This window comes from Candidatus Woesearchaeota archaeon, assembly GCA_027858315.1.
GTDB lineage: Archaea > Nanobdellota > Nanobdellia > Woesearchaeales > UBA583 > UBA583.
In genome coordinates this window covers 1-26,175 of sequence record JAQICV010000030.1, presented here as the reverse complement: position 1 = coordinate 26,175, position 26,175 = coordinate 1, and the positions used below count along the sequence as shown (strand labels likewise).

Sequence of the window (26,175 nt, the reverse complement as noted above, 5' to 3'; positions counted from 1 at the left end):
TATAAGCTATCAGCTGTGAATAAGTTATCTCTGTCATATTTAACTAGTTAATTAATATATATTTCAATTATATTAATTAGTAAGTAATAGTCAAAAAAAAGATAGCGTAGGCTATCTTTCTTATAATGCTAATCAGTCTTCTTTTCATATTCATCACATTTGTCATTTTATGTTTTCAAATTGTTTACCATAATCTGTTTTTAATTTTAGAAGAACATTTGTTAATCAAATATTTCTTTCAGCACTTCATGGTTTTCATTTTAATTCAGTTCAAGTTTCTGATATTATTTTATCTAACCTGTCTCTGTTATCAGATGACCATCTCATACCAAATTCATCTTGGAATACTTTGAATGGTAATACTCATTCTGGTAATTCCTTAGATACTTCTCATAAGACAACTTTGTCTTCTTTTGTTTCTTTAGGTTTTTTAGTTTCTTTTTCTGTTACAACTTCTTTAGTCTTTTTGTCTTCGACTTTTATTTCTTCATCTTCCATTTCTGGAATCTCAACATCAGAATTCATTTTCTCTTCTTTATCTATTTCTTCAATATCTACTCATGGAAATTTTTTTCATTCGTATCAAGGAACTATCTCTTCTTTCTTTTCCTCTTTTGGATTTACTGTATTTTCTGCTTCAGTTAATTCAGATTGAAGTTTTGTCTTCTGCGTTTCTAATACTTTTTTAGTTTCATCTGGTATAGTATCATTAGCTAAGTATTGATCTATCTTTCATAATTTTTCATTTATTGTTTTAATGTCCCATTCAGAACTACTTTTATCTTTGTCTGTTCTAAATTTATTTATTTCAGATACTTCTCTACTTACGTCTAATGTTTTATCTAAAATTTTCTGAACGTCTTTTAAATCCTTAACGTCTCCTTTTTCTAATTTTTCAGACAATCATTCTAAGTCGTTTTCTTTTTTAGCTTTTATTGCTGTTTCATATACCTTATATACATCAGTGTTTCATGTAATACTTTTAATTAATCAAAGTAATCTATCTGTTATCATTCACATAATAATATTATTTAATTTATAAATTCTTATCTATAATAATCTTTTCTATATTTTTTGCAAATAAAAAAGAGCTACCGAAGTAACTCTTGATTAAATTAATACTAAAGATTAATAATTTTACCATATGATGCTTTCACAGAAGTACCAACGAATACGTTAGCCATTCTCATTTGCGCAGTATAGTCTACAATATCAACCGAAGTTTGAGGTTGTTTTAATACTTGGTATCATCCAATAGCAGTTTTAACTAATGCTCCTTGTTCAGTAACAGAAGTATATTCTGGAGTTTTGAATGTAACTAAATGTTTAGGGAAAACATATGCAACAGATTTAGTAGGCTCTAATCTATTTAATGTATGTGATACAATAAATTGAACTGATCTGAAGAATGGAGATGAATATGATTGTAAACCAAATTCAATTTCTTTTTCTTTGATTGTCATATAGTTACCCATATCAAACATTATCTCTGACAAGTTTGAGATGAATTGGTTATTAACAAAGAAAGTAGGAGTTTCAGAACCGTTGTAAACTGGAGCTGCGTTAAAGTAGTTAATAGTTTCAACTAATTTTTTAGCTTTTGCTTTTCAGTCTAGTACACCAGTAAAATCAATTATTGCAGAACCTGCACCGAATTTAGTTTCAGCAGCGTTAACTACGAATTCTAAACCAGCAGTTTCAGATTTAGCTCATGAAATATTTCTAGCTAAGTAGAATGCTCTAGCAAATCTATTGTTAGACATGTTAATAGCAACACTGAATTTAGCTTTTACATATTCTTGTGCGTCTTCTAGCAATCTAGCTTGGTTGATTTCATTAGAGTTAAAACTCATTGATTCACCAAAAGTTTGGAAATAAGTTGTAACTGGAACAACGTCACCAGTTGAAACACCTCTTGAGATTGTTGTACCGTACTCAATTATGTTATAGGCCATTAGTAATCTATCACCATCAAGAGCAGTAATCGTGTCTGCGATAGTAATTGTATCATTTGCTGTATCAACAGCTGTAATTTCTGATTGTACTTCAGTAGTACCAGAACCATCAGCTTCTTTTACAACTACTACATCACCAACTTTAAAGTATTTTACTTTTTCAGTTTCTATGATGATATCAGCAGATGCAGTAACATCTCCTACGATTCCAGATTCTTCAATCATTAATCAAGCTTCGTACCAAGTAACTTCGTTAGCATTGATAGACATATCAGCTTCAACAGCTCATAAGTTTTTGAATGATAATTTTTGTTGTTCTTTATAAGTAAGTCAACCTCTTTTTAATTTACCACCATCTTTAAAATAGTTTGGTAAATATAAACCTACGTACATAAGTTCTGGGTAGTCTCTTATCCATGCGTTAAATGTTTGTACACCTTTTGGTGTTACTTGCGCCAATACAGATGATATTGTAGCAGTAGTTCATATTAGTCCCATAATGTTTTATTTAGAATATATTATAGTGCGATTCAATAATCGTCTTCGTCTTTTGCAGCTTTTAAGTTAGGATTAACCTCAGTGTTATAAGCTTCAGATGCAGTTAACAAATCTATATCCTTATCTATTTTAGTCTCATCGAAATCTTCTCAAGTTAAATTGTATAACATTTCCTTTAAGGTTGTAACAACTTTGTTCTTACTTTTGTCGTCTCAATTCATTGCTTTAGATAAATTTCTAGAAACTATTAATAGTTCTGGACTTTCATCATTAATTCCAAATGCTTCTAATTCTGCGTTTTTAAATTTCAAATCTACATTTAGATTGTTAAGTTTCTTAACCTGGTCTTCCATTCTTTTTAAAGAATCTCTTACTAATCAGATTTCTCAAACATCTCAATCCCCTGCTTTTTCTAATTTATCTAGTGCTTTGTTAGATTCATCTATCTCCGTATCTAGTCATTCGAATAATGCTTCTAGGTCGAATTCTTCCTCTGTCTTTTTTTCTTCTTCGACAATAGGTTCTTCTTCCTTAGCAGGTTCCTCTTTGGCAGGCTCTTCTTTTACAGGTTCTTCTTTAGTAGCTTCCTCCATAAGTTCATCGATTTTAACTTCCTCCTCAGTAGGTTCTTCGATAGGGGCTTCTTCTTCAGTTGAAAAATCAATCGACACTCAATCACTCATAGATTCTTCTTCCATAGTAGGATCTTCTCCAAATAATAAATCGTCCATATTTTTAATTTTAGTTATAAAGTATTATTTTTCAGTTAAGATATACTCTTGGTAATCTTTAATTGCTTGAATGAAGTCAACTATTCATTGATACCTTTCTATCTCAGAAAATTTTCATTCCATATTTAACCTCTCGACCTCTCACCGATAGTATGTTCATATAAGTTTTATAATCTCATCTACCTTTTCTGGCCCATTGTTTCTAAAGAAAATATCAATTCTTGTGTATTCTCATATACTATGTATTCCAGGAAACATTTGTCTAATTAATGTTTCTCTGTCTAGAGTATAGTACTTATAATACTGTTTGTCAATTATTTTTTTTAATGCTCCTAATATTTTTTTCATAATTACATTATATTTTTTAAGTTAGCTAAAAGATCATCTTCGTTAAGTGGCTCTTCTTCAGTTTCTGTTTCTACTGGTAACTCTTCTTCATATTGTTGTCACCCATATTGCTGTGCTGGTGGTTTTGGTTTTGGCTCTTGCAATAGGTTTTCAGCATCAAATGTTTTTCATGATAAGATTTTTCATAACTCTTTCATGTTAATTTGGCTTGGTACATATTGTAACATATACTGAAGATTCATTATAATAGTTTCTCTATTATTTTCCATAGTAATTTTATCCAAACTGTTATAAGTAAAACTTATATTATTTTCGTCTATTACTGACATTATGTCTAATCAGTTTATAGTAATTGTTTTGAATTTCTCTTTATCGTCTTTGTCTTTTTCAAATACATCTTCTACTGCTATATTTAATTCTAGTAGCTCTTCTCTTGTGAAGAATTTGAATAACATGAATACCCGATTCCTAGTTATGTTTCACATCATCTGATCTATACTATCCGTTAATGGAGTTAGTTTAGATTTATATTGATTGAACTTAACATCAACTCATGCTTGAGTTCTTTCAATAGCTCAACCTCAACCAGTTACATATGGACTCATTCATGATTCTTTTAGAGCTGTTCACTCTACCATTTGCATAAAATTCATTGGAGCAAAGTCTGTTACTCATAATTGAATTTTTTCTATGTCTTGTGATCAGTTTGTCTTGAATGCTTTAAATGCTTTGAAATCTAATTTACCAGATTTTCACATTGGTATATTACCAGATATCTTGAACATTGGTCATAGATTTAATTTTAGATTATCTATAAACGCATTCCATAATGTATTTTGTAAATCTTGTAATACTGTTAATTTATCAGATATACCATTTGCATTTCATGTTCCTGGTATTTTACTAAATGTTACTTCTCTAATTTCTCATAAGTTATATTTTCTATCTCAGTAATATACTAGATTTCAATTAACGAATATATATTTTTTATCGTTAGTTACATATTCAACTAATTCATATGTAGATTTATTTGTATTCAAGAAATAGTTTTTACTATCTTCCTGGACAGAGTCATCTCAGTATCATGCTAATAATCATGCTTGTGATGCACATGTAGATAAGCTATAATAATCCGTACTAACGTCACTATTAAACCATTGACTTGTTGATGTTAATGCCTTAACTGGATTATAATCATACATTGAAAATCTAGAACTGAATTGATCTTTATATGATTTCAATATTTTTTTGAATTTAACTATGGTTGATTTTTTTGCTTCTGGAGAATATTCAGCTAATACTAATGGTAGAACCTTTTTTATTATTCCATCTCATGTCATGAATGTTCTTACTATTTTATATGCAGAACTATCTAATCATTTAGATCTGTCATACATAACATCAAATGCTGATAAGTATTGCATACTTGGCATCTTGATATCTTTCTCAATAGTCTTTCAAAAGAATGTATCTTTGAATTTTTCTTTTATGAAATAATCTTTAGCATATCATTTTCAAATAATTAAAGCTTCTTTAGTTACTTCTTCTAATACTCTCTTTCAAGTATTTCTGAAATCAAAAGCTCTAGTACATTGTTTTTTTAGTGCTTCCTCTGATACACCTATTTGATAACCGAAATCAAATATGTTACTAAACATAGTATCAACAGCTGATGATACCATAGGATAATTTACATTTGATTGCCAGCTTTCTATAGTTGCTAATCTTTCCGCAACAAATCATAAATATTTTTTATAGTTATTTATATATTTTGGAAATATATAATTATGAAAATCAACAGATGTTTGGGTTATAACCTGTTTGATATCATCTATTTCTTGTTTAAATTTAGGATTTAATTTTTGTTCTTCTCAATCTAATATAAATTTTTCTTCCATAATTATTTATTATTAATATAATGAACCATAATAGTTTGAAGCAGTTTCTTCTGTGTCAGTATATCCATAAGTTTGATAACTTCAAATCTCTTTCACATAAGCTTCCATATCTTCTTTTGTTTTAAGTCAAAGTATAGAATACATATATAGTATTCAATACGCAGAACTTAATACTAAGTCATCTTTCTTTTTTCCTTTTCATTTATATAAAATGACTTCTCATCTTCATGACTTCATTTTAATAAAATTATTAAGTTGGTCAATTAAATCTGTATTTGTGTTTGGTATTTTTAATAAGTTAGTAGAAAATACAGTTGCCATTGTTGTGATTATTAGTCACTTACTGCATGTATAGTATCTATGTTTTTTATTAAAATTTAAATCTCATTGTCCTGTAGATTTTATCCATACATCAACTACTGAGTTTGTATCTTGTTCTGATACAGCTTCTCATACTCATGATCTATCTCATATAACTAATAAATTTTTAAATTTCTTTTTATACTCACCAGCATATTCTAATTGCATTCAGTATGTTAGATTAGACATCTTGATACTTGATTCGATAACTCAATGAGTTAAGTTTATAACTGTTAATCAAGCTGTATCATCTAGTTTACCTAAATCAAATCATAGTATTCTTGGATCGTCCATAGTATATCTACTACTTAATTCTGGTACTATTACTCAACCTAGTTGAAATACATTAGATTCCTCTAGTATTATACAATATCATTTAGAATAAAATTCTCTATCTCATTTTTTTCTTAGTTCGGCTTTAACTTTTTCTAGTTGCCTATTCCGTTCTTCGTTACTTTTTCATCTTCTCATTATTTCGTTCTCATCAATAGTGATTCTATGTGAACTGATTTCTTGATCTCATACTTCTCAATCAATTAACAGTCTATAGAACCAATGGTCTACTGGTGTTTCTTCATTTATAGTAGAACATATAAAGAATTCTTGTGTTTCGAATGCTGCTCTTTGATGAAATGATGTCCAGAAGTCATCTGGTATTCTAGTTGCTTCGTCTATTATTGCTAAATCAGCAGCTACTCATTCTCATATATGCGTTCATAGGTTCTTGTTTCATGAACCGAATCTATGTAATGATATTACCTTTAGATAATTTCAAGTTATATTACACTTAACTGAGAATGGTCATATCTCAAATGCTTTCTTTCAGTTCTTTAGTCTAGTTCTATCTAAATCTCCTATGAATGATTTAAGGTATTCCATGAATTGTGTTCAGATATTTTCTTTATCTGGTACAAATACCTTTATTTCTCTGTAGTTTCTTCATCAGAACCCTGGTCTACTGTCTAATAATCCTCTACCTCATATGTATGCGGCCTTGAATGTCTTACCTTGTCCTCTACTTGTAGCTAATATGTTATATTTTTTCCGATTAATCAGTACGTTTTTACCCCATCAAGTTAATTCGAACTTAGCGAACTGCCTTAATAGGTGGGTATATGCATACTCTCTGTTTGGATCTCATACTTCTTTGTTGATAAATCATTGTTTTACCTCCGCAGCTAGTACAGCTTCTAGATTAAAGTCTACTACTTTACCAGTTGCTCTTTGATTTCACATTCAAACTCTTGATTGCTTTAGCTTAGCTCAGAATCCAACAGCTCAAGTTTCTTTATCGTAGAATATTCATAGTCATTTAATTAATGCTGTGTATATTATGTACTGTAAATCATCTATTCATTGTCATTTAGCTAGTGGTCCTATGAATCATTGCATTAATGTTCATGATATTTCTTTTCAAGTAGTTTGTATTGGCAATGTTAGTGAAAAATTCTTTCATCAAAAGAATTCATTTAATAATCCTTTGTCAAACTTGAATAATAATTCTCTGTAATCAGAATGTTTATATTTTTTAAATATCTTTTCATCTAATACTCTGAATGTATTCTTTACTTCAAGATCAACTGGAGTGTATAAAATCTTTTTTTCATTTTGCATTACTCATCTGTCTACAATAAATCATGCGATGAATGATTGTAGTGCATAAAACAATGCAGGAGTTATCATTTTTGGCTTTTGTATATCTCTTAATGCAATCATTACTTAATTTTAATTAAGGATTTAATGTATGAGCTTTGTTTGAAATGAACGTATCTATATTTCAATGAACCTCTTTGTACAAATATTTTTTTGAAAGTTCCTATTCAGCTCAGTGTAAGTTTTCACTTAACAAGAGTTGACTCTGCAATAAAGTCTTTTAGTAATATTAACATTAATGCTCAATCTTTTTTTGATATTCAATGTCAGTTCATATATTCTATAAAATCTTTAGAAGTATTTCATTTAAAATATTCTCATTTAGTATTTCAATTTTTCATTTGGATTTGGTATATTAAATAAATTAATGTTCAATCATTGATCAACCTTAACTCAATATAGTTTTAGAAATAATTTTAATGTTTCTAATTGAATTTTATTATCTGATATAATATCTCAATTATTATTTATTGTCATAGCATCCATTAGTTCTTCAATCTTGTCTGCTATCTTACCGCTTCATATTCATTTTTCTTTAAGCGCAAGAAGCACCTCCTTTCATATGTGAGGTGCTTCTGTTACTTCTGTTTTTACATTTACTATTTCTGAACTCATCTTCTAGTTGTTAAGTGTTATTCACCTCCCGACATACTTAGTGGTAATGTTGGGTTAAGTCATCTAGTATAAGGTTTAGATTGCTTACTTACATAAGTTTTCTTTTCCTTTAATCATTTAGATTTTTTTGGTGCCCTTAACTTTATACTCTTTTTTCACGCATAATCAACTTTTTTTGTAGTACTATATGTCTTAATTATTCATTTACTCTTATATCAATAGAATAATTGTTGCATTAAGAATTTATCATATTGCTGTTTAGTTCTAAAAGTTTTGTTGTTAATTGGGAAGCTAGAAAATTCTGGAGTCTTCTTGTTGTAATTACTTATGTAACCTCAAGAATTTGGAGATAAGTATTGTAATTTATCTTGCATTGCTTTTTGTAGTGGAGCAAATTGTTTACTGAAGTTAGGTCTTGCTCATGAGAATGAACTAGATCTATACTTAGGGAAGTAAACATTACTAGCTCAGTATGCAGCTTTATTAACTGAATTAGCATACATACTCGCATCAAAGTCAATTCATTCCTTAGATGTTTTATATATCCGATTAGTTAAAAGCTTTTTAGATTCTTCAGTTAACTTATTAAACTCTTCTCAGTTGCTTAATAAATTATAATTCGACTTAGACATTCACATAAGTACTGCTGCCTTATTGGCTGCTTTTGCTTTTCATGATAGCGTTGGTAACTCATCTATTCATTTTAAGAATTGATTTGTAACTTTTACTGCTGTGTCTCAGTCTCATATTCATTTGAATGCTAATGCATATCTACTATGTAGTCTTGAAACATTAGTGTCTTCAGTAATGTTTTGTCCTATTAGATAACTTTTGTTTACTAATTGTAATACATCATACTTACTGAACTTTGTGTTCTCGAATGAATCTTCTAGTTTGTCTAGTAGGTCTCAGTGCTTAGATGTGATATGGTTTTCGATTACTTCGAATACTACATCTCAATTTAAGTTTAGATAATCTTGATATTTTAATAAGATATCTCTTTCTACTTCTTGCCATTGTGATCACTCTAATATCTTATATCAAGATGGTCAAACTTTTCATTGAGTTTCTTTATATATCTTAGCGTAATTATCTTTTTCACTTTCAAAGAATAATGATAATGGAATTATATTTGGTATATCATGCTCAGATTCTAGATAAGCTAGAGTTTTTAATAACTGAGTTTTGTTTGTACCAACCATTCACATCATATCTTCGAATGTAGTTCAGTATGATGATAGCGCTTTTTCGATTCTGTCTCTGTAAAGCGCAGCTTCTTTAGTATCGTATTCTTCAGTAATCAATCAAGTTATTGGATCTTTCTTTTGGAATCAATAGTTCCCTACTTTATAAAATATATTTTTAATTATATCGTATTGTTCTTCAGTTAACTTATCTCATACTTCTCAAATTAATGTAGATAGATCATAGTCATTCTCTCAAGTTCCTATCTCTCATCATCTTACTAATGCTGATAGATCTTCATCGTCCATTACTATTTTGTTTAACTCTCTAGCTATTTCAGTTGTGATAGCGAATCCTCACTTATCAGCTTCTGTTCACATAATAGAATTATTGAAGTATGATGCTACTGATCTTAGGAATCATTTATCTTTAAATCTAGAATATATCTTTCCAGACATAAGCTCGTCAAATAATAAATCTTCTTTGTCTTGTCATCCTACTCAAGCTAGATTAGTTACTGAATTATATTTATTTGTATTATATATATCATTAGCTAACTCTAGCCCATTGTATCTCATATACCCAGTATAATGTTGGTCAAGTGCAAACTTAGCTGACTCAGCCCAGTTAGCTTCTTTTCATAACATAGCCTGTGTTGAATGATGATCGAATATTGTTTTTATGTATAGTGGTTGTTTGAATAATCTAAACATTTGTTTTACCATTCAGAATGTTGTGTAATTGAATTGATCTCATAATCAATCTCATAAATCACCAGACACTTCCCAATTTTTTGTCTGTGATCATAATGCTATCTCTAGAGAAACAATCTGATTATTAAATCATCTTTGGAATTCTGCTAACGATACATGAGAGTTTGGATTACTTTCATACTTTTCTAACTTAAGATATATTCAAGTTGTATACATTAAGTTCTTAGCAAGCATAGAATTGTATGCGAACCAATCATCCATATGGGCTTTGAATCTTCCGTAGTCTCAACCTCTTAGTGATAGTACTGCATTAACTAATCCTAATTCTCTTTCAACTCATGTTGCCGCTTTATGATATGACCATCACATTAAGTATCACATTGTTTGAACAAAGAATCTTGTTGCGAAATTATCAAAGTAATTATGTGCATGTGAGAATACTGTGTCTCTGTATATTCAAGCTGATGTTACAACTCAACCTCCGGAGTCTGCGAATTCTTCTCTTACCTTATGTCTGAATACTCATAGGAAGTCTTCTCAATGCGCTACTACTTTTTTGTTGAAAGACATAACATCTTTCATTCACATTTGGTTTAATACTTTTCATATAGCTACAATCTTTCTCATATTCTCTAATGGATAATCTGCCGCTCATAATGGATTTGTTAAAATCATATGTAGCATCTTACTCGCATCTTTTGATCTTGAATGATTGTCTATTGATAATATACTCTCTGCTTTACTCCAGATATCATTGATTAAACTTCAATCATTCATTTCTTTTCATAATCAACTTCAGAATTCTTTAACTGATTCTGATCATAGTAAATTATATTTATTCATTATCTTTATAGATTCTGCAAGTTGATCGTAATTTTTATTGAAGTATGCTCTTAGCTCAATAGCATTAGGCGTTAGTTGTGTTAACCCTGCCCATATACCATTTCAAGTAAATATACTTCAAATTCAATATGTCATAAAGTAATGTACATTTTTGAAGTATCAAATTATTTTATCCATACCAGTTCTTTTTGGTGTGTACAAAAGGTCTATTAATATTCTTAGACTTCATTCTGATATTTCTGTTTCTCATAATATTTTTCTGAAAGCTCACTCTGTTTGTATTCACATTGTCTTTAGTGATAGTTGAGCATTTCATTTATGAGATTCTAATGCATCGAATATAACTGAGTATTTCATTCATCACTTATAATTCTCATGAATTTTATATCATATTGATTCTAATCAATTCAGTTTTATTGATACAGCACTTACTACTTTTTCAGAATAATCTTCTAATCATTGTATGAATTTAGTATCTTTAAATAATTTATCAACTAAGTTAGCTGGAATTATATCAAAATGCTTTTTCATTTTTGTTAATAATGCGTCATCTATTTTATTAACTACGAATTCTCAATTAACATATCACATTAATTCATATTGTATTTTTCTTCATATAGCTCAAGTATCTTGTATTCAATATCATTTTAGTATCTTACCTATTCATGTTTTAGATCTTAGTAACCATGAGTCACTAAAATGTTTTATATGATCTAGATTAGCGTTTCTTATTGAATCTCACACATTCATGAAATCATTAATTGCATTAAATGATTTTAAAATGAATGGTGCATATTTTTCTACTATAGATGAAACTCTTAATGTTACTACTCTATCAGTAGCTAGTACTTGTTTTTCAACTCAAGATAATACTTCGAACATTGTGTCCGCATTACCATCAGTAATGTCTGTACTTATTTCTGGAAGTTCATATGATACATGCTCTTTAGTTTCTGGCATTATATTTATTTCATCTAACTCTCTTTCTATTTTACTTATAGATTCTAGCTCGTCATACTTGTTAGTTAATTCTTCTTTCATAAAATTAATATCTACTCAAGTTTCTGCTGCGTCCTTTGGGGCAATAGCTGAGTTATATATTTTTTGAAAATCTTTATTATACTTAGCTTCAGAAATTAAATTTGGATCTGTAATTTTAGTAAGTAGCTCTGCATCTAATTCTCAATCTGTAATTTGTTTATTAATTAAATCAATTTTATTATTTAATTCTCTATTAGTAAACTTAAGATTTAGAACCTTGTCTTTATTTGTTAACAGATTTAATATTTTATATTCTCATTCTATTATAGAATGCATTATTGCTGCCTCATAATATAGTCTTCAATCTTTTGTATCTTTCAGATTAACTAATGAATCTATTATTTCTTCTTTGTATAATTTTTCTTTCAAAGCATATTTTTCTTTGTTGTCTAAATATTTCAAAGATGATATTGTTTTTATATATTCTTTGAATGTTTTTCATTTAATTAATTCAACATCTGGAATTTCGCTTATAAGTGAACTATAATTGTCAGACATCTCAAGTAAATTTTTCTTACTTAAATAATCTACATCTAGACTTTTATATTTAGTTCATTTGAATATTCTATTATAAAGTTTTTTAAACTCAGTTGGTTTTCAATTTAATGTAAAGATATTATTATCAATCCATCTTATATTGTTTTGAGTATTAATTAACTTAACTAAGTTTCAGTAATCATCATAGAAGTCTTCCATGAATTGTCTTTTAGTTCAAGTTAATGGAAATATTTTATCCATTAAGTTTTTTCATATATATGATTGGTCAAGCTCATACATTATTTGTTGTATTCAAATTGGATTTAATTTATCTCAATTCTTGTACATCATTGATAGTGGAGCTATCTTCTCTGTCATGAATTCATGAATCTCTAATAAGTCTGCTTGCTTATACGCATCTCACTCTTTTGTTTTGTTTAGTAAATCTCATATAAGATCTACATACCAATATTTATCAAAGTTAGCTTTATCGCTATTTCAGAAATCCAGAATTAATTGCAATAGTGAAGAATATTTTTCATAGAACGATCTATTGAATTCTTTATTTAGACTTCATATATCTTTGAAACTATATTTAATATTTTGTGCATAACCCTCACTATAGTCGTGTTTTATTAATTGTTTTAGATCTTGTCAATCCATTGATAACATCTGAGCTAGATTTTTAATTGTTCTACCAGTGGCAGATACAACTCATATTCTATTCTTAGCATCAAGTGCTGATATTCTAGAATCAATTAATGATGATACCATTTCTACGTCTGTGTCCTTAGTAACTTGTTCTGCAACGATGAAATCATTATTGAACTTTCACATTCTATCTAATCAGTCTGAGAATTTCTTAACATCTATTCCAGCATCTTTTAATAATTCAAGAGCTATAACTTCTCACATTGTATCTTCAGTTCAATCTTTTTTGAATGCAGATACGAAGAAGATATGATCACCATCATTATCTCATTCTAATTTTAGATATGTACTAAATGGATTTGATACAACTGCATCACCAGATAATCATTCGAATTCAGAAAACTTTTCTAAGTTTTCTTCAACTGTTATTATTTTATAAACTCAAGTATTATATTTTGATGGTACAGGATATCTGTATCAAACACTATAGATATTATTTTTTAAGTTTCTTAATTCTGTTTTAGATAATTCTGATAATTCTTTACTTGGATATAATGTTTTTAATGCATCGTTCTCTAATGTTTTATATAAATTAGATCTATTGCTTATTAACATTTCATCTGGACCAACCAATATACTTGATTTTTTTATGAACATTGATTGTCAAATATCTTTTGGTTTGTTAATAATTTGTGAAACTTCTGTTAAGAAGTCGTTTAGTTTATTGTTTAATATACTAGAACTTCACAATCATAATGATCAATGTTGAGATACTTGAGCTATTCTTTTGTCTATCTCACTATATATATCTCATCTAATAACTGGATCAGTTATATCTCACAATAATCTATTGAATGCTTTTCTAATTCTATTCTTTTGTATTAGATTAATTTTCTGTGCAGATTCTGTGCTTAGCGTTGATTTAATTGCATCAGAGACCGTTTGTCCCTCTTTCTCTTTAAACAAGTCTGTGGACGCATTTTTGAAGTACTGAGTGGTAGTTCATGATACTTCTCATACAACTCTTCTTCTTCTTCAGTTAATATTTACATACTTAGGATATCATTTATTGATAACACCTCATTGTATCTTCGCTGATGAAGCTCATATGAATACAGCATTATCAATAGCTATATCTTCTGAGTCTATTGAATTAATAATATTAATTAATGATTTACCTAGAAATCTTTTGTTTCATGATTCTCCGAAGAAATGATCTTTGAATTCTCAGTAAGTTCATTCGTCAATCATTTGATTAATTCTTTTCTTACTTCATATTCATTGTATCTCTCATCTCATTACTGCTAAGTCTCTTGTAACATATGATGTTCAATCTTCATTATCATTAATAAATGTTCTGATAAATGCTTCTTTGAATTTTTTAACATCTTTAGTTTGATTATAATATTTTGAAAATGCTGATATATATTCAGCTGTTATTCAAGTATATGTTCATTCTAAAATATCTTTTATATCTAATTCATCGAAGTCTTCAATAATTGCTTCTGCTCTCTTAGCGAAAGCATTTAATGATTCATTAGTTCTTTTTGTTATATTTAGTTTATCTAAAACAAACTTAGGTATATCTATATCTTCTTCTAAGATATAAGTATTGATTGGTATATCAACATCATCGAATGTAGAGTAGTTACTCATTGTAGATGCTTCTCTTTTTTTAATAGCTTTAGTTGTTTCTATTACAGTTGATTTTCATTCAGTGAATAATTTCTCATCTGCTTCAATTTCTTTTTTAAAGTTTTCAAATGTTTTAGATTCAGTTAAGTGTTCACTAACTATCTTTTTGAAATCTTTGAACTCAGTTATCTTGGAATTATTTTTAATAAATCAGTTACTGAATGCGTACTCATTTTCATAAAACCATTCTTGAAATTTATTTTTATCAGTAATAATTTTATCTGTAAATTCTTTTGGTGCTTTATAGAATTGGTATACTGATGATTTATCTCAGAAGTTTCATGCGAATATATATCCGTTATCAAGTTTAGATCTTACTCATGATTGTGATAACATTCATTCTAAGAACTCATCTGAAGTAAATATACGTTTTCATTTAGCATTAAGTCTTGTTAATATTTTTCTATCTAAATCAGTAACTCCTCCATTCATTATTCTTTTGAATAACTTTGTAGCTCATACTGGTGAATCTAAATCTAATATTTGATCCCACATTTTTAATGCTTGAGTTTTGTCTTTTATTGTTTTAACTTCTTTTAGTAATCTGTTTTTATGTCTTCTAATTTCTCAATTAAGATTATATGTTCTAGGTCCTTTCTTGAATCAGAAGTCTCATATACTTCATATAGTAAAGAATACTGAGTCCATGTCAGCAGCTAACATATTATCTATTTGAACTATCTTATCGAATCTTGCTCAAGTTTCTTGTTCATTAATTCATACGTTCCATTTTGTTAATTCATTTGAATCAACTTTATGGTTAACTGATTTGAACTTAATATATTTTCACTTATAAGAATCTTTGTTTCTGTAATCCTTGAATAATCTTAGGATTTCTTTTCTGTCTTTTATTAAGTTTTCATGCAATTTTTTATTTGCATTTACTTTTACTCAGTTTCTATCTACGTTTAGTTCTACTTTATCTGTTATGTTTTTAATTAGTTTATCTAATTCAGCTATCATATTTCTTCATCATCCTGCCTTGTATTGTATTTTTCAATCAACTACGTCAGTAGCATACAATCAATTAACAAATGTTTTGAATTCTTCTGATCCTCTGTATAGATCATCAATAGTTTTGAACTTAGTTACTTTCTCTATTCAAGTAGCTTTGTATTCTTTTAATTGTAAGTTACCAAGTTTCTTACTTAGTTTTTTAATATCAGCTCTGATTCATTTATTTAATCCGAAGAATTCTAGTTTAGCTTCTGTTGCTGTTTTTAAAAATTCATTTAGATTATAGGCTGCGTCTACCTTGCTTGTTACTAATAAGGCTTTTCATGTCTTAGCGTCATCAATAGAGAATGCTACTCTTCATTTTACTTTATCATCTAGTCTTCTGATAAATAGATCTCTATCTACTCAGTTTATTTTTAATACTTTTCAAACAACTTCTTCTTCTCATTCGTCTAACTTAATTTTATATTTAGTTTTATCTCAAGTCTTCATATCAGCTGATGTGATATTAACTGTTTTGTATTCAGCTTCTAAATCAGCTATTTGTTTTTCTAATGATAATATTCCATCAGCTTCTTTTACAATTACTTTTTCGTATTTCTTTCAAGTAAAGAAATCTATAATTGAATCCGTTACTGGTTGGTGCTTGTTTGTTGCATTATCATTTACGAATCCTCTAATCCATTTAGTGAAAGGGTTGTCTTTCATAACTGTATCATAATCTAATAGATGAGATTCTTTTGTATATCAACCTAGAATTTTTTCTATATCTTCTATTATTATTGTATTATCTATTAGTTTATTATTTTTTGCATTGAATACAGTCATTGCTACATCTTTCAGATTTCATTTGAACTCTGAAACTTCTTGTAATATTCAATCAAGTTGATCTGTAGTTGCCTTATAGAAATCTAATCACTTGATTTTATCTGCAAATATTTTTAATACTTGCTTGTCTTCCTTGCTTAATGTTTTTACTTTTTTAAGATTTGTAGTCATTGCTGCCGCATCTTCTTCCATAGTAGTTATTTCTTTCTTAAATAAATCTTTATATTTATCTAATAATGAAAGTAGTCATGCGAAATCTTCTGCGTGAGATTTCATATAACTAGACATCTCTTCAGTATATGCATTACTTAAGAATGTAGTATCGTTGGCTTTTTGTTGCTTTTTATTAAATGCTATTCTATCATCTACTTTACCAATAGCCATTTCAAATTCTTCTATTCTTACATCAGTTCCTCTGTATGTATTAATAAAATCATTTAGCTTTTCTTTTTCTAGTTCTAGTTTTTTATTATCTATATCTAGTCTTTTTAAATATCATTCCCATTTATTTTTAGCTATATCTAATATAGGACTCTCAATATCTAGTCATTGTTTTTTTAACATCTTAGCTGATATAGCATCAGCCATTTTTTTATTTAGAAGTATTTCTGAAAATACTTTTTTGAATTCTGCCTTATCTAGATTTTTCATCATAGTATCTATAAGTACTTTATTTTTATCGTACTTATAGGCTAGATTATATATCATTGGCTCTAATGAGTTTGTTATCTTTGCGTCCTTAAACATATCAAATACAAATTCTTGTACTTGTTTTATTCTTGGAGAATCTTTTAATATAGTTTTTACTAATCAAAATACTTTTATCTTATCTACGTTATTAATTTTATTTAATAGATCTGTTTTATTTCAATATGAATATATTGTATTTACTTTTTCTATTCATACATCTATATCATGTCTTCAATTAGAATATGCGAAATCTAGTATCTCATTCCTTATTGATGATACCTTGTTTATAAACGTACCCATTGTTCCCTTAGCTTCTAATACAACATCGTTAATCGCAGAATATATATTCTCTCTTCAAAGTATTCAACTTCAGAAAGTTAAATATATTGCATTCTGTAATTTTCAATCTGTCTTAAATTTTGCATTAGGATAGAATGATCCATATGCTAATATGAAATCTGAATCTATTTCTGATAGCTTATCTAGTACTAAGTCTCCAGAAGCTAATCATAAATCCCTATTCTTATCCATTACTGTTCAACTTAGATCGTTTATATGTATAGCATCTTTCTTAACATGCTTATCTCAAACAATATCTTTAACTATATTATTAGCTAGTTTTGCAAACTCATCTAATATTTCTTGATTAAAGTTTTTATCTCATACTAAAAAATCTAAAGATGTTACTCATCATTTAGTTATAAGTGTTTCAATTTTGTTTATAACAAAGAACTCATTGAACTTATCGTGTCAATTATTATATTTTTTAACAAACTCTTTTATGTCAAATAGATTATTTTTAACCGTAGACTTAATTGTCTCTGACATATAAGTCTCTCAAGTTTGTTTGTATATGTAGTCTTTGTATTCTACTCAGTCTTTTGTTTTAAAACTAATCATTCAATCCTTAACTAAGTCTTTGAAGTTCTTAGTTTTTAGATCTTCTATATCAGCATATCTTACGAATATATCTTGATTAGTATTTGGTAGTTTAATTGTAATACCATTTGTAACCTTTTTAGTACCGAACTGTCTAGTGGCCTTATTTAATAATGTATGTAGCTTATCAACATCTCTATTGAAGTCTTCTATAATTATATTAGTTAAGTATTTTCAATCAGATCATTTTTGAACTTGCGAATCTAGAGATTGTATTATTTGTTTAGCTTCTTCTCTTATTTGAATTAACTCTGGATTCTTTGCGTGTTTATAACTAATAACATTTCAAGCGAATCAACCTCATACATTGAATGCTTCTTCGTTTAATTTAATTAATTGTGATACTTGGTTTCAAAGTATTTGTTTTTTAAGATTGTCTGTAGTTCATATGAATGCAGACATATTTGATTTCAAGCTTTTTATATCATCTAATTGTAATCACATTATTTGTCAATAATCTTTTGCTAATGCATAACCTCATTCAGTTAATAGTCATTTCATTTGATTATCTTCCATTGTAACTACATGATCTTTAATCATGTTGTATACTCCTCATTCAGTATTTAATTCATCTGCGAATTTCTTAGGATTAAATACAGTTCAGAATAATCATTCGATTCAGTTTTCTAGAAAATCAACAGCTTCTTTTTTACTTAATGCAACTCATTTTAGTTTTCATATATCTATAAAATCTAATATTGCTTTCTTTTTATCTCAATGCATAAATTCATATGAAACAGCATTTGATATTAATGATTTTCATCATTTGAATTTTAATGGAGCTAGATCAAATAATAAATTTGATATCTGATTAAAACTCTCAAGAGTATTAGTTGGCGCTTCCATCATTAGATTATCTATAACTGGATCTACCGCAGCTCAATATAGTTGTGATGCTCATACTCATTCAACAAGATTACCTACAATAGTTGCAAATGTTTTTTTACCAGCAATATTTAATGGTATCTTTGTTATTCATGTTTTTAATTTTCCAGCAAATCTATCTAACGCTGCTGGGGCTTTAGTTAATTTTGTTAAATAACTAGCACCAACTAAAGATAATATAGCATCTGAATTATATGTAAGTGAACTTGTTATTTTATCCTTAACTCATTCATTAGCATAAATAAGATTTCTTGTTTCTTGTTTTATATAATGTGGAACCTCGTCTCATTCTACATCATAAGCTTCATCTATTGTTCTTTGAACTGTATCTCACATAAATGAGAATGCATCTAGATATGCCTTAGGATTAAGTATTTTAAAATTCCTATCAGCGAATTGACTTACTTCTTTATATTGAGCGATTCAAGTTATGAATCATTCTCTATCTCTTAGTAATCTTTTTTCTTCTGGATTTAGTTTAGTCCATACTTGTTTCAATGCTTTGTTCTTAACATCAACTTCAGATAATCATTTGTTTTGTTTATCTTGTTTTACTTCTATATATGTATTAAGAAATTCAATGTTCATTTTATAATTAACCTTGTTTATTTCTCTTGATTTTTTTGCTAATTCTTTATTTCATTTTAATTCATCCATTCATAATAGATTCAATTCGTAATTATAATCAACAGCTATGTTGTCTATAACCGCATCCTTTACATCATTGAATCATAATATGTCTGCTGATTTAGTAATGTTTGATAATCATACCATTTCATTTTCTACTCTCTGAGTAGTTAGCTCATATATCTTTCATTGTAATTTTAATGTTTCATTATTGGCAAGCTTATCAGCGTTACCTTTATTTACTTCTTCATATTTCTTATACCCTCAATACATATTTTCGTCTACATATGTTTTCATTAAATCTTCTGATTCTTTTATCTTAGCATTAGTATCAGAAAGTTTTTGATTTATTTCGTTTCACATAGATAATAAATAACTCTGATCATTCTGTGGTAACTTAGAAAAACGAGCAGACTTAAAAGCAGAATAGTCTTCTAGGTCGTCAATTACTGTGACTCACTTAGCCGATAAATATTCTGCTTTTGTTTGGTCCTCAAAATCTAATAAGCCTTTATATTTTTTATCAGCTATTAGTTTTTCTTGTTCCTGGATTATTCATTGTTGTTTCTTTTGAAACTCTGATAACGTATTACCAAAGGTGTCTTTATCTACTCACTTGATTAAATTTGAAGATACTTCGTCTCATGCGATAGCTTCTTTTCCTAAACCTCATAACGCCTTTGTGAAATCCCAACCCATTTCCCATCATGAAATATTTTTCATTTGACCAGATATTGCTTTTTCTTCTGGAGTAAAAGTTGTTGTATCTGTATTTACCTTTACTCATAGTGGATCTCAAAACATATTTACATCTAAGACAGCTGACTTAGTTGCAAAGTTTATAGTTCTATTGTAGGCGTTCTCAAAAAATGATGGTGCACTTTTTGTAAAGAATTCTGGTACGTCCTTTACTAAGTCTACTGTTGTTCATACTGTACCAGATATTAAATTTTTAGCTCAACTTGTGGCTCTTCATATTTGGTATCATACGCTTTCCATAAATGGTTTTTCTACTCCCTCTAACGAAGTTGAATTGTTTTCTGCCATATGTTATTTCATTAATGATAAAAGTTTAGATTCAGATTTTTCATCTATTTTATTTTTAATTACTGATAAGTAAGCATTCCTTTTATTTTTAAATTCTTTTTTTATTAAGTCTTTATTTCAGTCAATAAAATTAATAACTTCTGTTTCTCATAGTCATTCGAATAAGTCGATAAGCTTTACTGTGTTTAGTTTCATAGCTCATCATAAACCTTGTCAGCTATATTCTTCTCCGCTTTTTCAAACGAAGCTCCATATCTTATTGTTCAATGATACTTTTTCTGGTGTAATAATAAAATCAGAATAATCTTTATCCCCCTTAAGTATACTTTTAATCATACTAAAATCAAATTCTCAATTATTTTCTTTTTCTATTTCAAAGGATAATTCAGTTATAATTATTCAGAAATTAAATCAAACCATAGCTGGATCTTTTCTATATGTAGTTGCTTTACCTAATTTCTCAGCTACTGTTCTTGGATTATATATCTTAGTTCATTTCTTTATTCTCATTTTTAATGAGTCAGTATATGAAAGTAATTCAAATAATAGTTTTAATCTACCATCAATATTCTCTATATCAATAGCCTTAACTCTTTCTAGCGTTGGTAAAAATGAATATCATTTTTGAGGTATCTCATTTTTCATGTCTAATAAAAACATATTTTTGTTATTAATAAATAAACACTTTTATTTTATATAAATAAAAGTGTTTTGCAAATTTAATCCTCTATATGTGAAAATCAACTATATGTGTCATCTAATATATTGTAATGACATAGGAATCATTTACACCATATCTTTCATCTGATTTTTCAGAATATGAATTTTGTTAATCAGTCTTCTCTGACTATATGGATAATTACATTGGCTACTTGTTTGATAGCACTCGCATCTTTGAAACTATCATTTGTTGGAAATGAATTGTTTAGTTTTCTATAATGAGCTACTAAGAATATTGCTACATTATGTTTTCTAGATATCTCGTTTATTTTATGCATAGTATTCTCTATTTCTAAATCATTTCTATTCCCTCCGTCTTTCTTTTGGAAATAATGTAGATGATCTATCATGAATACTTTTGTTCAAGTAGTAACTTCTATTTCTATAAGTTTAATCAAATCGTCTATACTAACCATTCTTTGTTTTTCAAGTTCAGTTATTGTATTGAATTTTTCAGATATAATCTTCTGAGCTTTATTGATATAAGAAATATTATTTGGATCATAATATCTTCAACTAACATGAGTGTATTCATTGTTCATAAAGTCTGGAAAGTTCCATTGGTCTCTACCGTGAGCCTTTAATATTCTATTTGTAAATGAGAATAGGTCTTCCTTTCAGATATCTTCCATTCTATCTTCAAGAGCATACTTGGTTACTTTAATATCTTGACTAGCTAAACTCATTGCTAATTGATTTATGAATGTTGATTTTCAGTTTCATGACTCTCAACCTATAACATAAACCTTTCATCCGTATATTCATCAGAATATTTTATCCCATATTGCCCATCCCCATTTGATTACTTTCGTAGGATCAGTTGCTAATAATTCTGTTTTAGCATTTGTTATTTTAGTTCAGAAACTAATATGTTTGAATGCTCCATTGAAAGTTCCTTTGTGAAAATTTTCTGCTGCTTTTTGTGCTTCTGTTAAATTCATTATTTATTACTTATGTTTTAAAATTGCTTTGAACCATTGGAATGTTTCATTGTTATTATATCAGTAGAAGTTTTTTACTAATGCAAAGTTACACCACTGACTATTAGAATCTCCCCAGTTGAAAAATCTACTTCATCAATTAACGATGGCATTGTTATCAGTACTATAGAAGTATCAAGTAAATCATCATTTCTTATTCTTGAAATTTCTCTTTCAGTCATATGGAAAATCTGGTACTAATATTTGTGCAATATCATAAGCTCTGATTTCATTTATAGTTTCATAGAACTTATTATCTGAGCCAGACATTTTTAATTTCTGTTCGATTTCTTCTTTTCTTCTTTGTTCTTCTAGTTGTTTTTTCATTCTAACTTTTCAAGCATATTCTTTTATGTTTGAAATTAGTTCTGATTTAATATCTTGTTCTGCTATTATTTTTACAAGTGAACCATTCTTTTGATTAACACTTCCTGGAAGCCTTAGAATTCTAGCTATATTTTTACAAGCATTATCTGCATAGAGTACTTCATCTCCCCAGAATTCATTCCACATATTATATATTTCTTGTACTCAATTAGCATAATCTTCTTTTGATATATCTCATATATGATTTATATAATAGATATGTAAGCCATTTCAAGTGAATATTATATATGACCATTGTGCAAATATACTTTCTTCTTCTGCTAAAAATTCTTTTAAGCTTAATCAGAAATCTATTATTTCCTGGTCGTCTATCTCTATTCATTTGAGTTCTTTTGAATTCTTCCTTATGTCTAAATCAATTACGAAGTAATTTTTAAAAGCGATATCTTCATCCTTTGCTCTATTATATCCTGTATATTCTAGATCAGTTCTTATTCCTGGTAAGAAGTAGATGTCTTTTGTTTTATTAAGTCATGCTTCTTCTTTGGTTATTATCTTTATTCTTCAGTTAACAAGTTTAGTATATTCTATATTTGTTTCTGCGTTAGAAAGTTTGCTTAACATTATAAGTATCAGTTAATATCTAAAAATTTATTTCATTCTTCTTGTTCATCAAATACCTTTGGTGGTGCTTTTTTAATCGTGTCATCAACGAACTTATGTATGTACCTTGTCTTCGTACCTCTTTCAAATCAAAAGAACGTATCGGCTGTTTTTATGAACTTCCATTCTCAATTAGCTATAGCTTCTCTTCTATCTTTTTTATATAATTTAATAGCATCTATTATTTTTTCATAATCTAATTCGGAAAGCAGGGATATTATTCTTTCATTTGCTAACTTCTTATTTGTTCTTCTTTTATGTCCTTTGAATAACAACTCGTAGTTTTTTAAAACTTCAATAGCTAATGGTTTCTTTTTTTCATTTGCTGATGATACTTCTTCTTTAGAAGAAGTTGTATTATTATATGTATTATTATCCTTTCACATTTGTGAGGGACCCTCCCCCTGTTTTGTGACATACCCCTCCCCCACTTTTGTGAGGGAGGTTTTAAAGCAAACTCTCAATATTCTATTTAGTACTTGTTTAGTTCCTGGTTTATAGTTTAATTTTGATGTGATAAATCCCTTTGATATCAAGCTTTTGATTACTGATGATACTCTTGTAAGTCATAGTCAAAAGAAATTCATGAAGTATTCATTTGTAGCAAAACATCATTGGTCATTATCTAATGATCCTATCTCTACGAAGAATACCTTTTCTTGTAATGTCATTTTTTGTGAGGTCCATATTTCTTTTGGAATCCATATTCATTTGAAATCTCTCTCCATAATTATATTTTTAAGAATAAAAAAAATACCCATGAGCGCATTGGGAAAGCTGGCTCAAAGGTAAGTTTCTGCATTAGCTGTACTTAATATCTCACTCCTAATAGCTTTCCCAAACCAAGAGTGAAATATTAAGTCTATATTAAATAGAACTAATACATAAATATTATAGTTAATATTTTTTGTAATGCAAATCTTTTTTAAAGAAAGTTTTGACATAAGTTAAATACAGTATATACTGGTTTTACTTTATCCTTTAACAATAGCTTATGAATAAACGAGATCTCATAAAGCAAGTAGCTACTGAGTTTGGTTTACCTATGAATGAATCTAAGGCAATTCTAGATTGATTTATGAATATAATTAAACATAATCTCAGAGCATGAAAAGATGTTTTGCTTCCAACAGTATGAAAATTTACTGTACAGGAAACTAATAAGAGAGACGCATATAATTTTAAAACTAAAACTGTTATGCCTATTGATTCATATAAGTCTGTTAGATTTAGAGGATCAAGACAATTTAATAAAACTTTATAATTAACCATTACACAATATGTCTGAATGAAAGAAATATAATGAATTACAAGCTAATTCTTACTGAGCTGCTTTTGATAACGCTACTGTTTGAAAATTATTAGATGTAATTGATAAACAAATTAATTTTAAGAAAACAATAGATGATCAAAATGCCTCTCTTCAAAGCGAGCATGATGAGAAAATGAAAGATGTTAAACTTACTAAAGAAGAAAAAGCAGGAATCAAAGTTCCTAAACTTGAATTCAAAAATGATTTTGAAAAATTCCAATATGGTTTTGATAAAATGATTTCTAGATGAAAAACTCTATTACATGATACTGATGAAGTTTGAAATCTTAATATTAAAATATATGATGTTGTAGAAGAACATAACTATAGATTACTTGGTACATATAAAGTAGAAGTAAAAGACTTAGGTATGACAGCTAAAGATACCAAAGCATAAAAAAAATTTTTTGAAAACTACCTAATAAGTAGTTTTTTTTTGACTTAATTTATAAAAGGAATATTATTTAGTTACTTATTTTTTTATTAAATACATTATGGCATTACCTACTACAAACGTAAAAGTTTGAGAAACTAGATTAGATTGAGTTGATTATAAGAAATGGAATGGTTCAGCTTGGGTTGCTATTGTTTACAACGATGTTGATTGAGATGGTGAAAACGATGAAGCCGAAACATTAGCTATTGATTCAGTAGATACTATCAATATAGTTGATGACGCAGTTACTGAAGCTAAAGTTGTTGATGAAGCAATATCATTAGCTAAGACTAAAATTACTTTTCATACAGTTACTGTATTAACTAAAAGAACTACTTGAACTGCTACTGTTATTGATTCTGCTACTGTTATCTGAATTACATCTGCTTGAAAACAAAATCAATTCATAGATGATGTTGCAGTCGCTGCTACTACTCTTACTGTTACTCTTGCTGCTGCTGCTACTGCTGATAACACATTTACTGTTACTTGCATTAGTTAATATCCTATATATTAAAAGCCCTCCAGAAATTTAACGGGGCTTTTTTTGTTGTCTAATTTTTACACGACAAAAAGACACCAGTTAAGGTGCCTTTGCAATTATTACTCTTTGGGTAAAAGTATTAACATTATATTAATAATTTAAAATAATGCAACAAAATGATCATATAAGTTTGTGTAAAAAAATCTATATAGACTACACGCAAAAATTTTTTTAAGGTGGGTAGGGGAGTACTATACTATACTATACCCTACTACCCCAAAGACACCCCACAACCAAACTAAACAACAAAACGACAATAAAAAAAAACACGAAAAAAAATAAAAGAAATAAGAAAAATAAAAAAAAAGAAATAGATAATGATATGTGATATGGTATGTATATATATAATAAGAACACACACATATATATTAGTTAGTATATACACACACTCTGTGGTGGTGGGGGTGTTTGTTTTTTTTTATATTATATTAATGGGGTTTGTTTGTTTGTTAATATATATATATTACATATATATATATTATATATAATGGGATTATATATTGTTAAGATAATTAGATAGGATCTAATTATCTTTGTTTGTATTTTGGGAGGGAGGG

At 28.1% G+C, this 26,175-nt stretch carries 23 protein-coding genes; 5 read left to right on the top strand and 18 right to left on the bottom strand.

Annotated elements, in window-relative coordinates; genetic code table 11:
• Positions 1–390: 390 nt before the first annotated feature.
• The 7 genes from PF569_02160 to PF569_02130 all read right to left on the bottom strand — a co-directional run bounded on the left by PF569_02160 (position 391) and on the right by PF569_02130 (position 3,124).
• The gene (locus PF569_02160; GenBank protein ID MDA3855035.1) at positions 391–525 is read right to left on the bottom strand and encodes a hypothetical protein; all 135 of its coding nucleotides are present in this window, start codon (positions 523–525) and stop codon (positions 391–393) included.
• A gap of 207 nt (positions 526–732) precedes the next feature.
• On the bottom strand, positions 733–903 hold the full coding sequence (locus PF569_02155; GenBank protein MDA3855034.1) for a hypothetical protein: 171 nt from the start codon (positions 901–903) through the stop codon (positions 733–735).
• A gap of 344 nt (positions 904–1,247) precedes the next feature.
• Complete coding sequence (locus PF569_02150; protein ID MDA3855033.1) at positions 1,248–1,475, bottom strand: hypothetical protein; 228 nt, start codon at positions 1,473–1,475, stop codon at positions 1,248–1,250.
• Between the two features lie 234 nt (positions 1,476–1,709).
• Positions 1,710–2,180 (bottom strand): hypothetical protein, encoded by a 471-nt coding sequence (locus PF569_02145; protein MDA3855032.1) that lies wholly within the window; start codon positions 2,178–2,180, stop codon positions 1,710–1,712.
• Between the two features lie 105 nt (positions 2,181–2,285).
• On the bottom strand, positions 2,286–2,414 hold the full coding sequence (locus PF569_02140; protein MDA3855031.1) for a hypothetical protein: 129 nt from the start codon (positions 2,412–2,414) through the stop codon (positions 2,286–2,288).
• Between the two features lie 251 nt (positions 2,415–2,665).
• Positions 2,666–2,806, bottom strand: coding sequence for a hypothetical protein (locus PF569_02135; GenBank protein MDA3855030.1), 141 nt, complete (start codon positions 2,804–2,806; stop codon positions 2,666–2,668).
• Between the two features lie 105 nt (positions 2,807–2,911).
• On the bottom strand, positions 2,912–3,124 hold the full coding sequence (locus PF569_02130; GenBank protein MDA3855029.1) for a hypothetical protein: 213 nt from the start codon (positions 3,122–3,124) through the stop codon (positions 2,912–2,914).
• 1,668 nt (positions 3,125–4,792) lie between these two features.
• On the opposite strand from PF569_02130, the gene PF569_02125 reads away from it, so the two are divergent.
• Positions 4,793–5,029, top strand: a complete 237-nt coding sequence (locus tag PF569_02125; protein ID MDA3855028.1) for a hypothetical protein — start codon at positions 4,793–4,795, stop codon at positions 5,027–5,029.
• Positions 5,030–5,091: 62 nt separating this feature from the next.
• Here PF569_02125 and PF569_02120 read toward each other — a convergent pair whose 3' ends face one another.
• From PF569_02120 to PF569_02110, 3 genes are all read right to left on the bottom strand, one after another.
• Positions 5,092–5,214, bottom strand: a complete 123-nt coding sequence (locus tag PF569_02120; protein MDA3855027.1) for a hypothetical protein — start codon at positions 5,212–5,214, stop codon at positions 5,092–5,094.
• 2,031 nt (positions 5,215–7,245) lie between these two features.
• The gene (locus PF569_02115) at positions 7,246–7,404 is read right to left on the bottom strand and encodes a hypothetical protein (GenBank protein ID MDA3855026.1); all 159 of its coding nucleotides are present in this window, start codon (positions 7,402–7,404) and stop codon (positions 7,246–7,248) included.
• A 1,712-nt stretch (positions 7,405–9,116) separates the two neighbouring features.
• The gene (locus PF569_02110; GenBank protein MDA3855025.1) at positions 9,117–9,260 is read right to left on the bottom strand and encodes a hypothetical protein; all 144 of its coding nucleotides are present in this window, start codon (positions 9,258–9,260) and stop codon (positions 9,117–9,119) included.
• Positions 9,261–11,547: 2,287 nt separating this feature from the next.
• Here PF569_02110 and PF569_02105 point away from each other — a divergent pair.
• Positions 11,548–11,907: a hypothetical protein gene (locus PF569_02105; GenBank protein MDA3855024.1), complete on the top strand. Its 360-nt coding sequence runs from the start codon at positions 11,548–11,550 to the stop codon at positions 11,905–11,907.
• Positions 11,908–13,017: 1,110 nt separating this feature from the next.
• On the top strand, positions 13,018–13,281 hold the full coding sequence (locus PF569_02100) for a hypothetical protein (protein ID MDA3855023.1): 264 nt from the start codon (positions 13,018–13,020) through the stop codon (positions 13,279–13,281).
• A gap of 164 nt (positions 13,282–13,445) precedes the next feature.
• Here PF569_02100 and PF569_02095 read toward each other — a convergent pair whose 3' ends face one another.
• Positions 13,446–13,625, bottom strand: coding sequence for a hypothetical protein (locus PF569_02095; GenBank protein MDA3855022.1), 180 nt, complete (start codon positions 13,623–13,625; stop codon positions 13,446–13,448).
• Between the two features lie 337 nt (positions 13,626–13,962).
• On the opposite strand from PF569_02095, the gene PF569_02090 reads away from it, so the two are divergent.
• Positions 13,963–14,184, top strand: a complete 222-nt coding sequence (locus PF569_02090) for a hypothetical protein (protein ID MDA3855021.1) — start codon at positions 13,963–13,965, stop codon at positions 14,182–14,184.
• Between the two features lie 236 nt (positions 14,185–14,420).
• On the opposite strand, the gene PF569_02085 is transcribed toward PF569_02090, so the two are convergent.
• From PF569_02085 to PF569_02075, 3 genes are all read right to left on the bottom strand, one after another.
• A complete protein-coding gene (locus PF569_02085) occupies positions 14,421–14,624 on the bottom strand; it encodes a hypothetical protein (GenBank protein MDA3855020.1) in 204 nt (67 codons plus the stop codon).
• 2,070 nt (positions 14,625–16,694) lie between these two features.
• The gene (locus tag PF569_02080) at positions 16,695–16,832 is read right to left on the bottom strand and encodes a hypothetical protein (protein MDA3855019.1); all 138 of its coding nucleotides are present in this window, start codon (positions 16,830–16,832) and stop codon (positions 16,695–16,697) included.
• A 162-nt stretch (positions 16,833–16,994) separates the two neighbouring features.
• Positions 16,995–17,195: a hypothetical protein gene (locus tag PF569_02075; protein MDA3855018.1), complete on the bottom strand. Its 201-nt coding sequence runs from the start codon at positions 17,193–17,195 to the stop codon at positions 16,995–16,997.
• A 1,420-nt stretch (positions 17,196–18,615) separates the two neighbouring features.
• Between PF569_02075 and PF569_02070 the strand changes: the two genes are divergently transcribed.
• The gene (locus PF569_02070) at positions 18,616–18,888 is read left to right on the top strand and encodes a hypothetical protein (GenBank protein MDA3855017.1); all 273 of its coding nucleotides are present in this window, start codon (positions 18,616–18,618) and stop codon (positions 18,886–18,888) included.
• Between the two features lie 2,581 nt (positions 18,889–21,469).
• Here PF569_02070 and PF569_02065 read toward each other — a convergent pair.
• From PF569_02065 to PF569_02050, 4 genes are all read right to left on the bottom strand, one after another.
• On the bottom strand, positions 21,470–21,706 hold the full coding sequence (locus tag PF569_02065) for a hypothetical protein (protein MDA3855016.1): 237 nt from the start codon (positions 21,704–21,706) through the stop codon (positions 21,470–21,472).
• A gap of 668 nt (positions 21,707–22,374) precedes the next feature.
• Positions 22,375–22,518, bottom strand: coding sequence for a hypothetical protein (locus tag PF569_02060; protein MDA3855015.1), 144 nt, complete (start codon positions 22,516–22,518; stop codon positions 22,375–22,377).
• The gene (locus PF569_02055; protein MDA3855014.1) at positions 22,511–22,663 is read right to left on the bottom strand and encodes a hypothetical protein; all 153 of its coding nucleotides are present in this window, start codon (positions 22,661–22,663) and stop codon (positions 22,511–22,513) included. The genes PF569_02060 and PF569_02055 overlap by 8 nt, the downstream gene beginning before the upstream one ends.
• Positions 22,664–22,672: 9 nt before the next feature.
• A complete protein-coding gene (locus PF569_02050) occupies positions 22,673–22,849 on the bottom strand; it encodes a hypothetical protein (protein ID MDA3855013.1) in 177 nt (58 codons plus the stop codon).
• Between the last annotated feature and the right edge of the window lie 3,326 nt (positions 22,850–26,175).

Excerpts from the sequence above, each read along its gene's own strand:
- PF569_02105 (MDA3855024.1), top strand. The coding sequence starts at position 11,548 with ATGAAATCATTAATTGCATTAAATGATTTTAAAATGAATGGTGCATAT.
- PF569_02135 (MDA3855030.1), bottom strand. The coding sequence starts at position 2,806 with ATGGAAGACCAGGTTAAGAAACTTAACAATCTAAATGTAGATTTGAAA.
- PF569_02150 (MDA3855033.1), bottom strand. The coding sequence starts at position 1,475 with ATGGGTAACTATATGACAATCAAAGAAAAAGAAATTGAATTTGGTTTA.
- PF569_02060 (MDA3855015.1), bottom strand. The coding sequence starts at position 22,518 with ATGACTGAAAGAGAAATTTCAAGAATAAGAAATGATGATTTACTTGAT.
- PF569_02120 (MDA3855027.1), bottom strand. The coding sequence starts at position 5,214 with ATGGTATCATCAGCTGTTGATACTATGTTTAGTAACATATTTGATTTC.
- PF569_02055 (MDA3855014.1), bottom strand. The coding sequence starts at position 22,663 with ATGAAAAAACAACTAGAAGAACAAAGAAGAAAAGAAGAAATCGAACAG.
- PF569_02080 (MDA3855019.1), bottom strand. The coding sequence starts at position 16,832 with ATGGCTATTGGTAAAGTAGATGATAGAATAGCATTTAATAAAAAGCAA.
- PF569_02160 (MDA3855035.1), bottom strand. The coding sequence starts at position 525 with ATGAATTCTGATGTTGAGATTCCAGAAATGGAAGATGAAGAAATAAAA.
- PF569_02050 (MDA3855013.1), bottom strand. The coding sequence starts at position 22,849 with ATGTGGAATGAATTCTGGGGAGATGAAGTACTCTATGCAGATAATGCT.
- PF569_02145 (MDA3855032.1), bottom strand. The coding sequence starts at position 2,180 with ATGATTGAAGAATCTGGAATCGTAGGAGATGTTACTGCATCTGCTGAT.
- PF569_02070 (MDA3855017.1), top strand. The coding sequence starts at position 18,616 with ATGTTGTATACTCCTCATTCAGTATTTAATTCATCTGCGAATTTCTTA.
- PF569_02125 (MDA3855028.1), top strand. The coding sequence starts at position 4,793 with ATGGTTGATTTTTTTGCTTCTGGAGAATATTCAGCTAATACTAATGGT.
- PF569_02075 (MDA3855018.1), bottom strand. The coding sequence starts at position 17,195 with ATGTTTAAGGACGCAAAGATAACAAACTCATTAGAGCCAATGATATAT.
- PF569_02115 (MDA3855026.1), bottom strand. The coding sequence starts at position 7,404 with ATGCAAAATGAAAAAAAGATTTTATACACTCCAGTTGATCTTGAAGTA.
- PF569_02065 (MDA3855016.1), bottom strand. The coding sequence starts at position 21,706 with ATGATAGATCATCTACATTATTTCCAAAAGAAAGACGGAGGGAATAGA.
- PF569_02095 (MDA3855022.1), bottom strand. The coding sequence starts at position 13,625 with ATGTTCATAAAAAAATCAAGTATATTGGTTGGTCCAGATGAAATGTTA.
- PF569_02085 (MDA3855020.1), bottom strand. The coding sequence starts at position 14,624 with ATGAGTAACTACTCTACATTCGATGATGTTGATATACCAATCAATACT.
- PF569_02110 (MDA3855025.1), bottom strand. The coding sequence starts at position 9,260 with ATGGTTGGTACAAACAAAACTCAGTTATTAAAAACTCTAGCTTATCTA.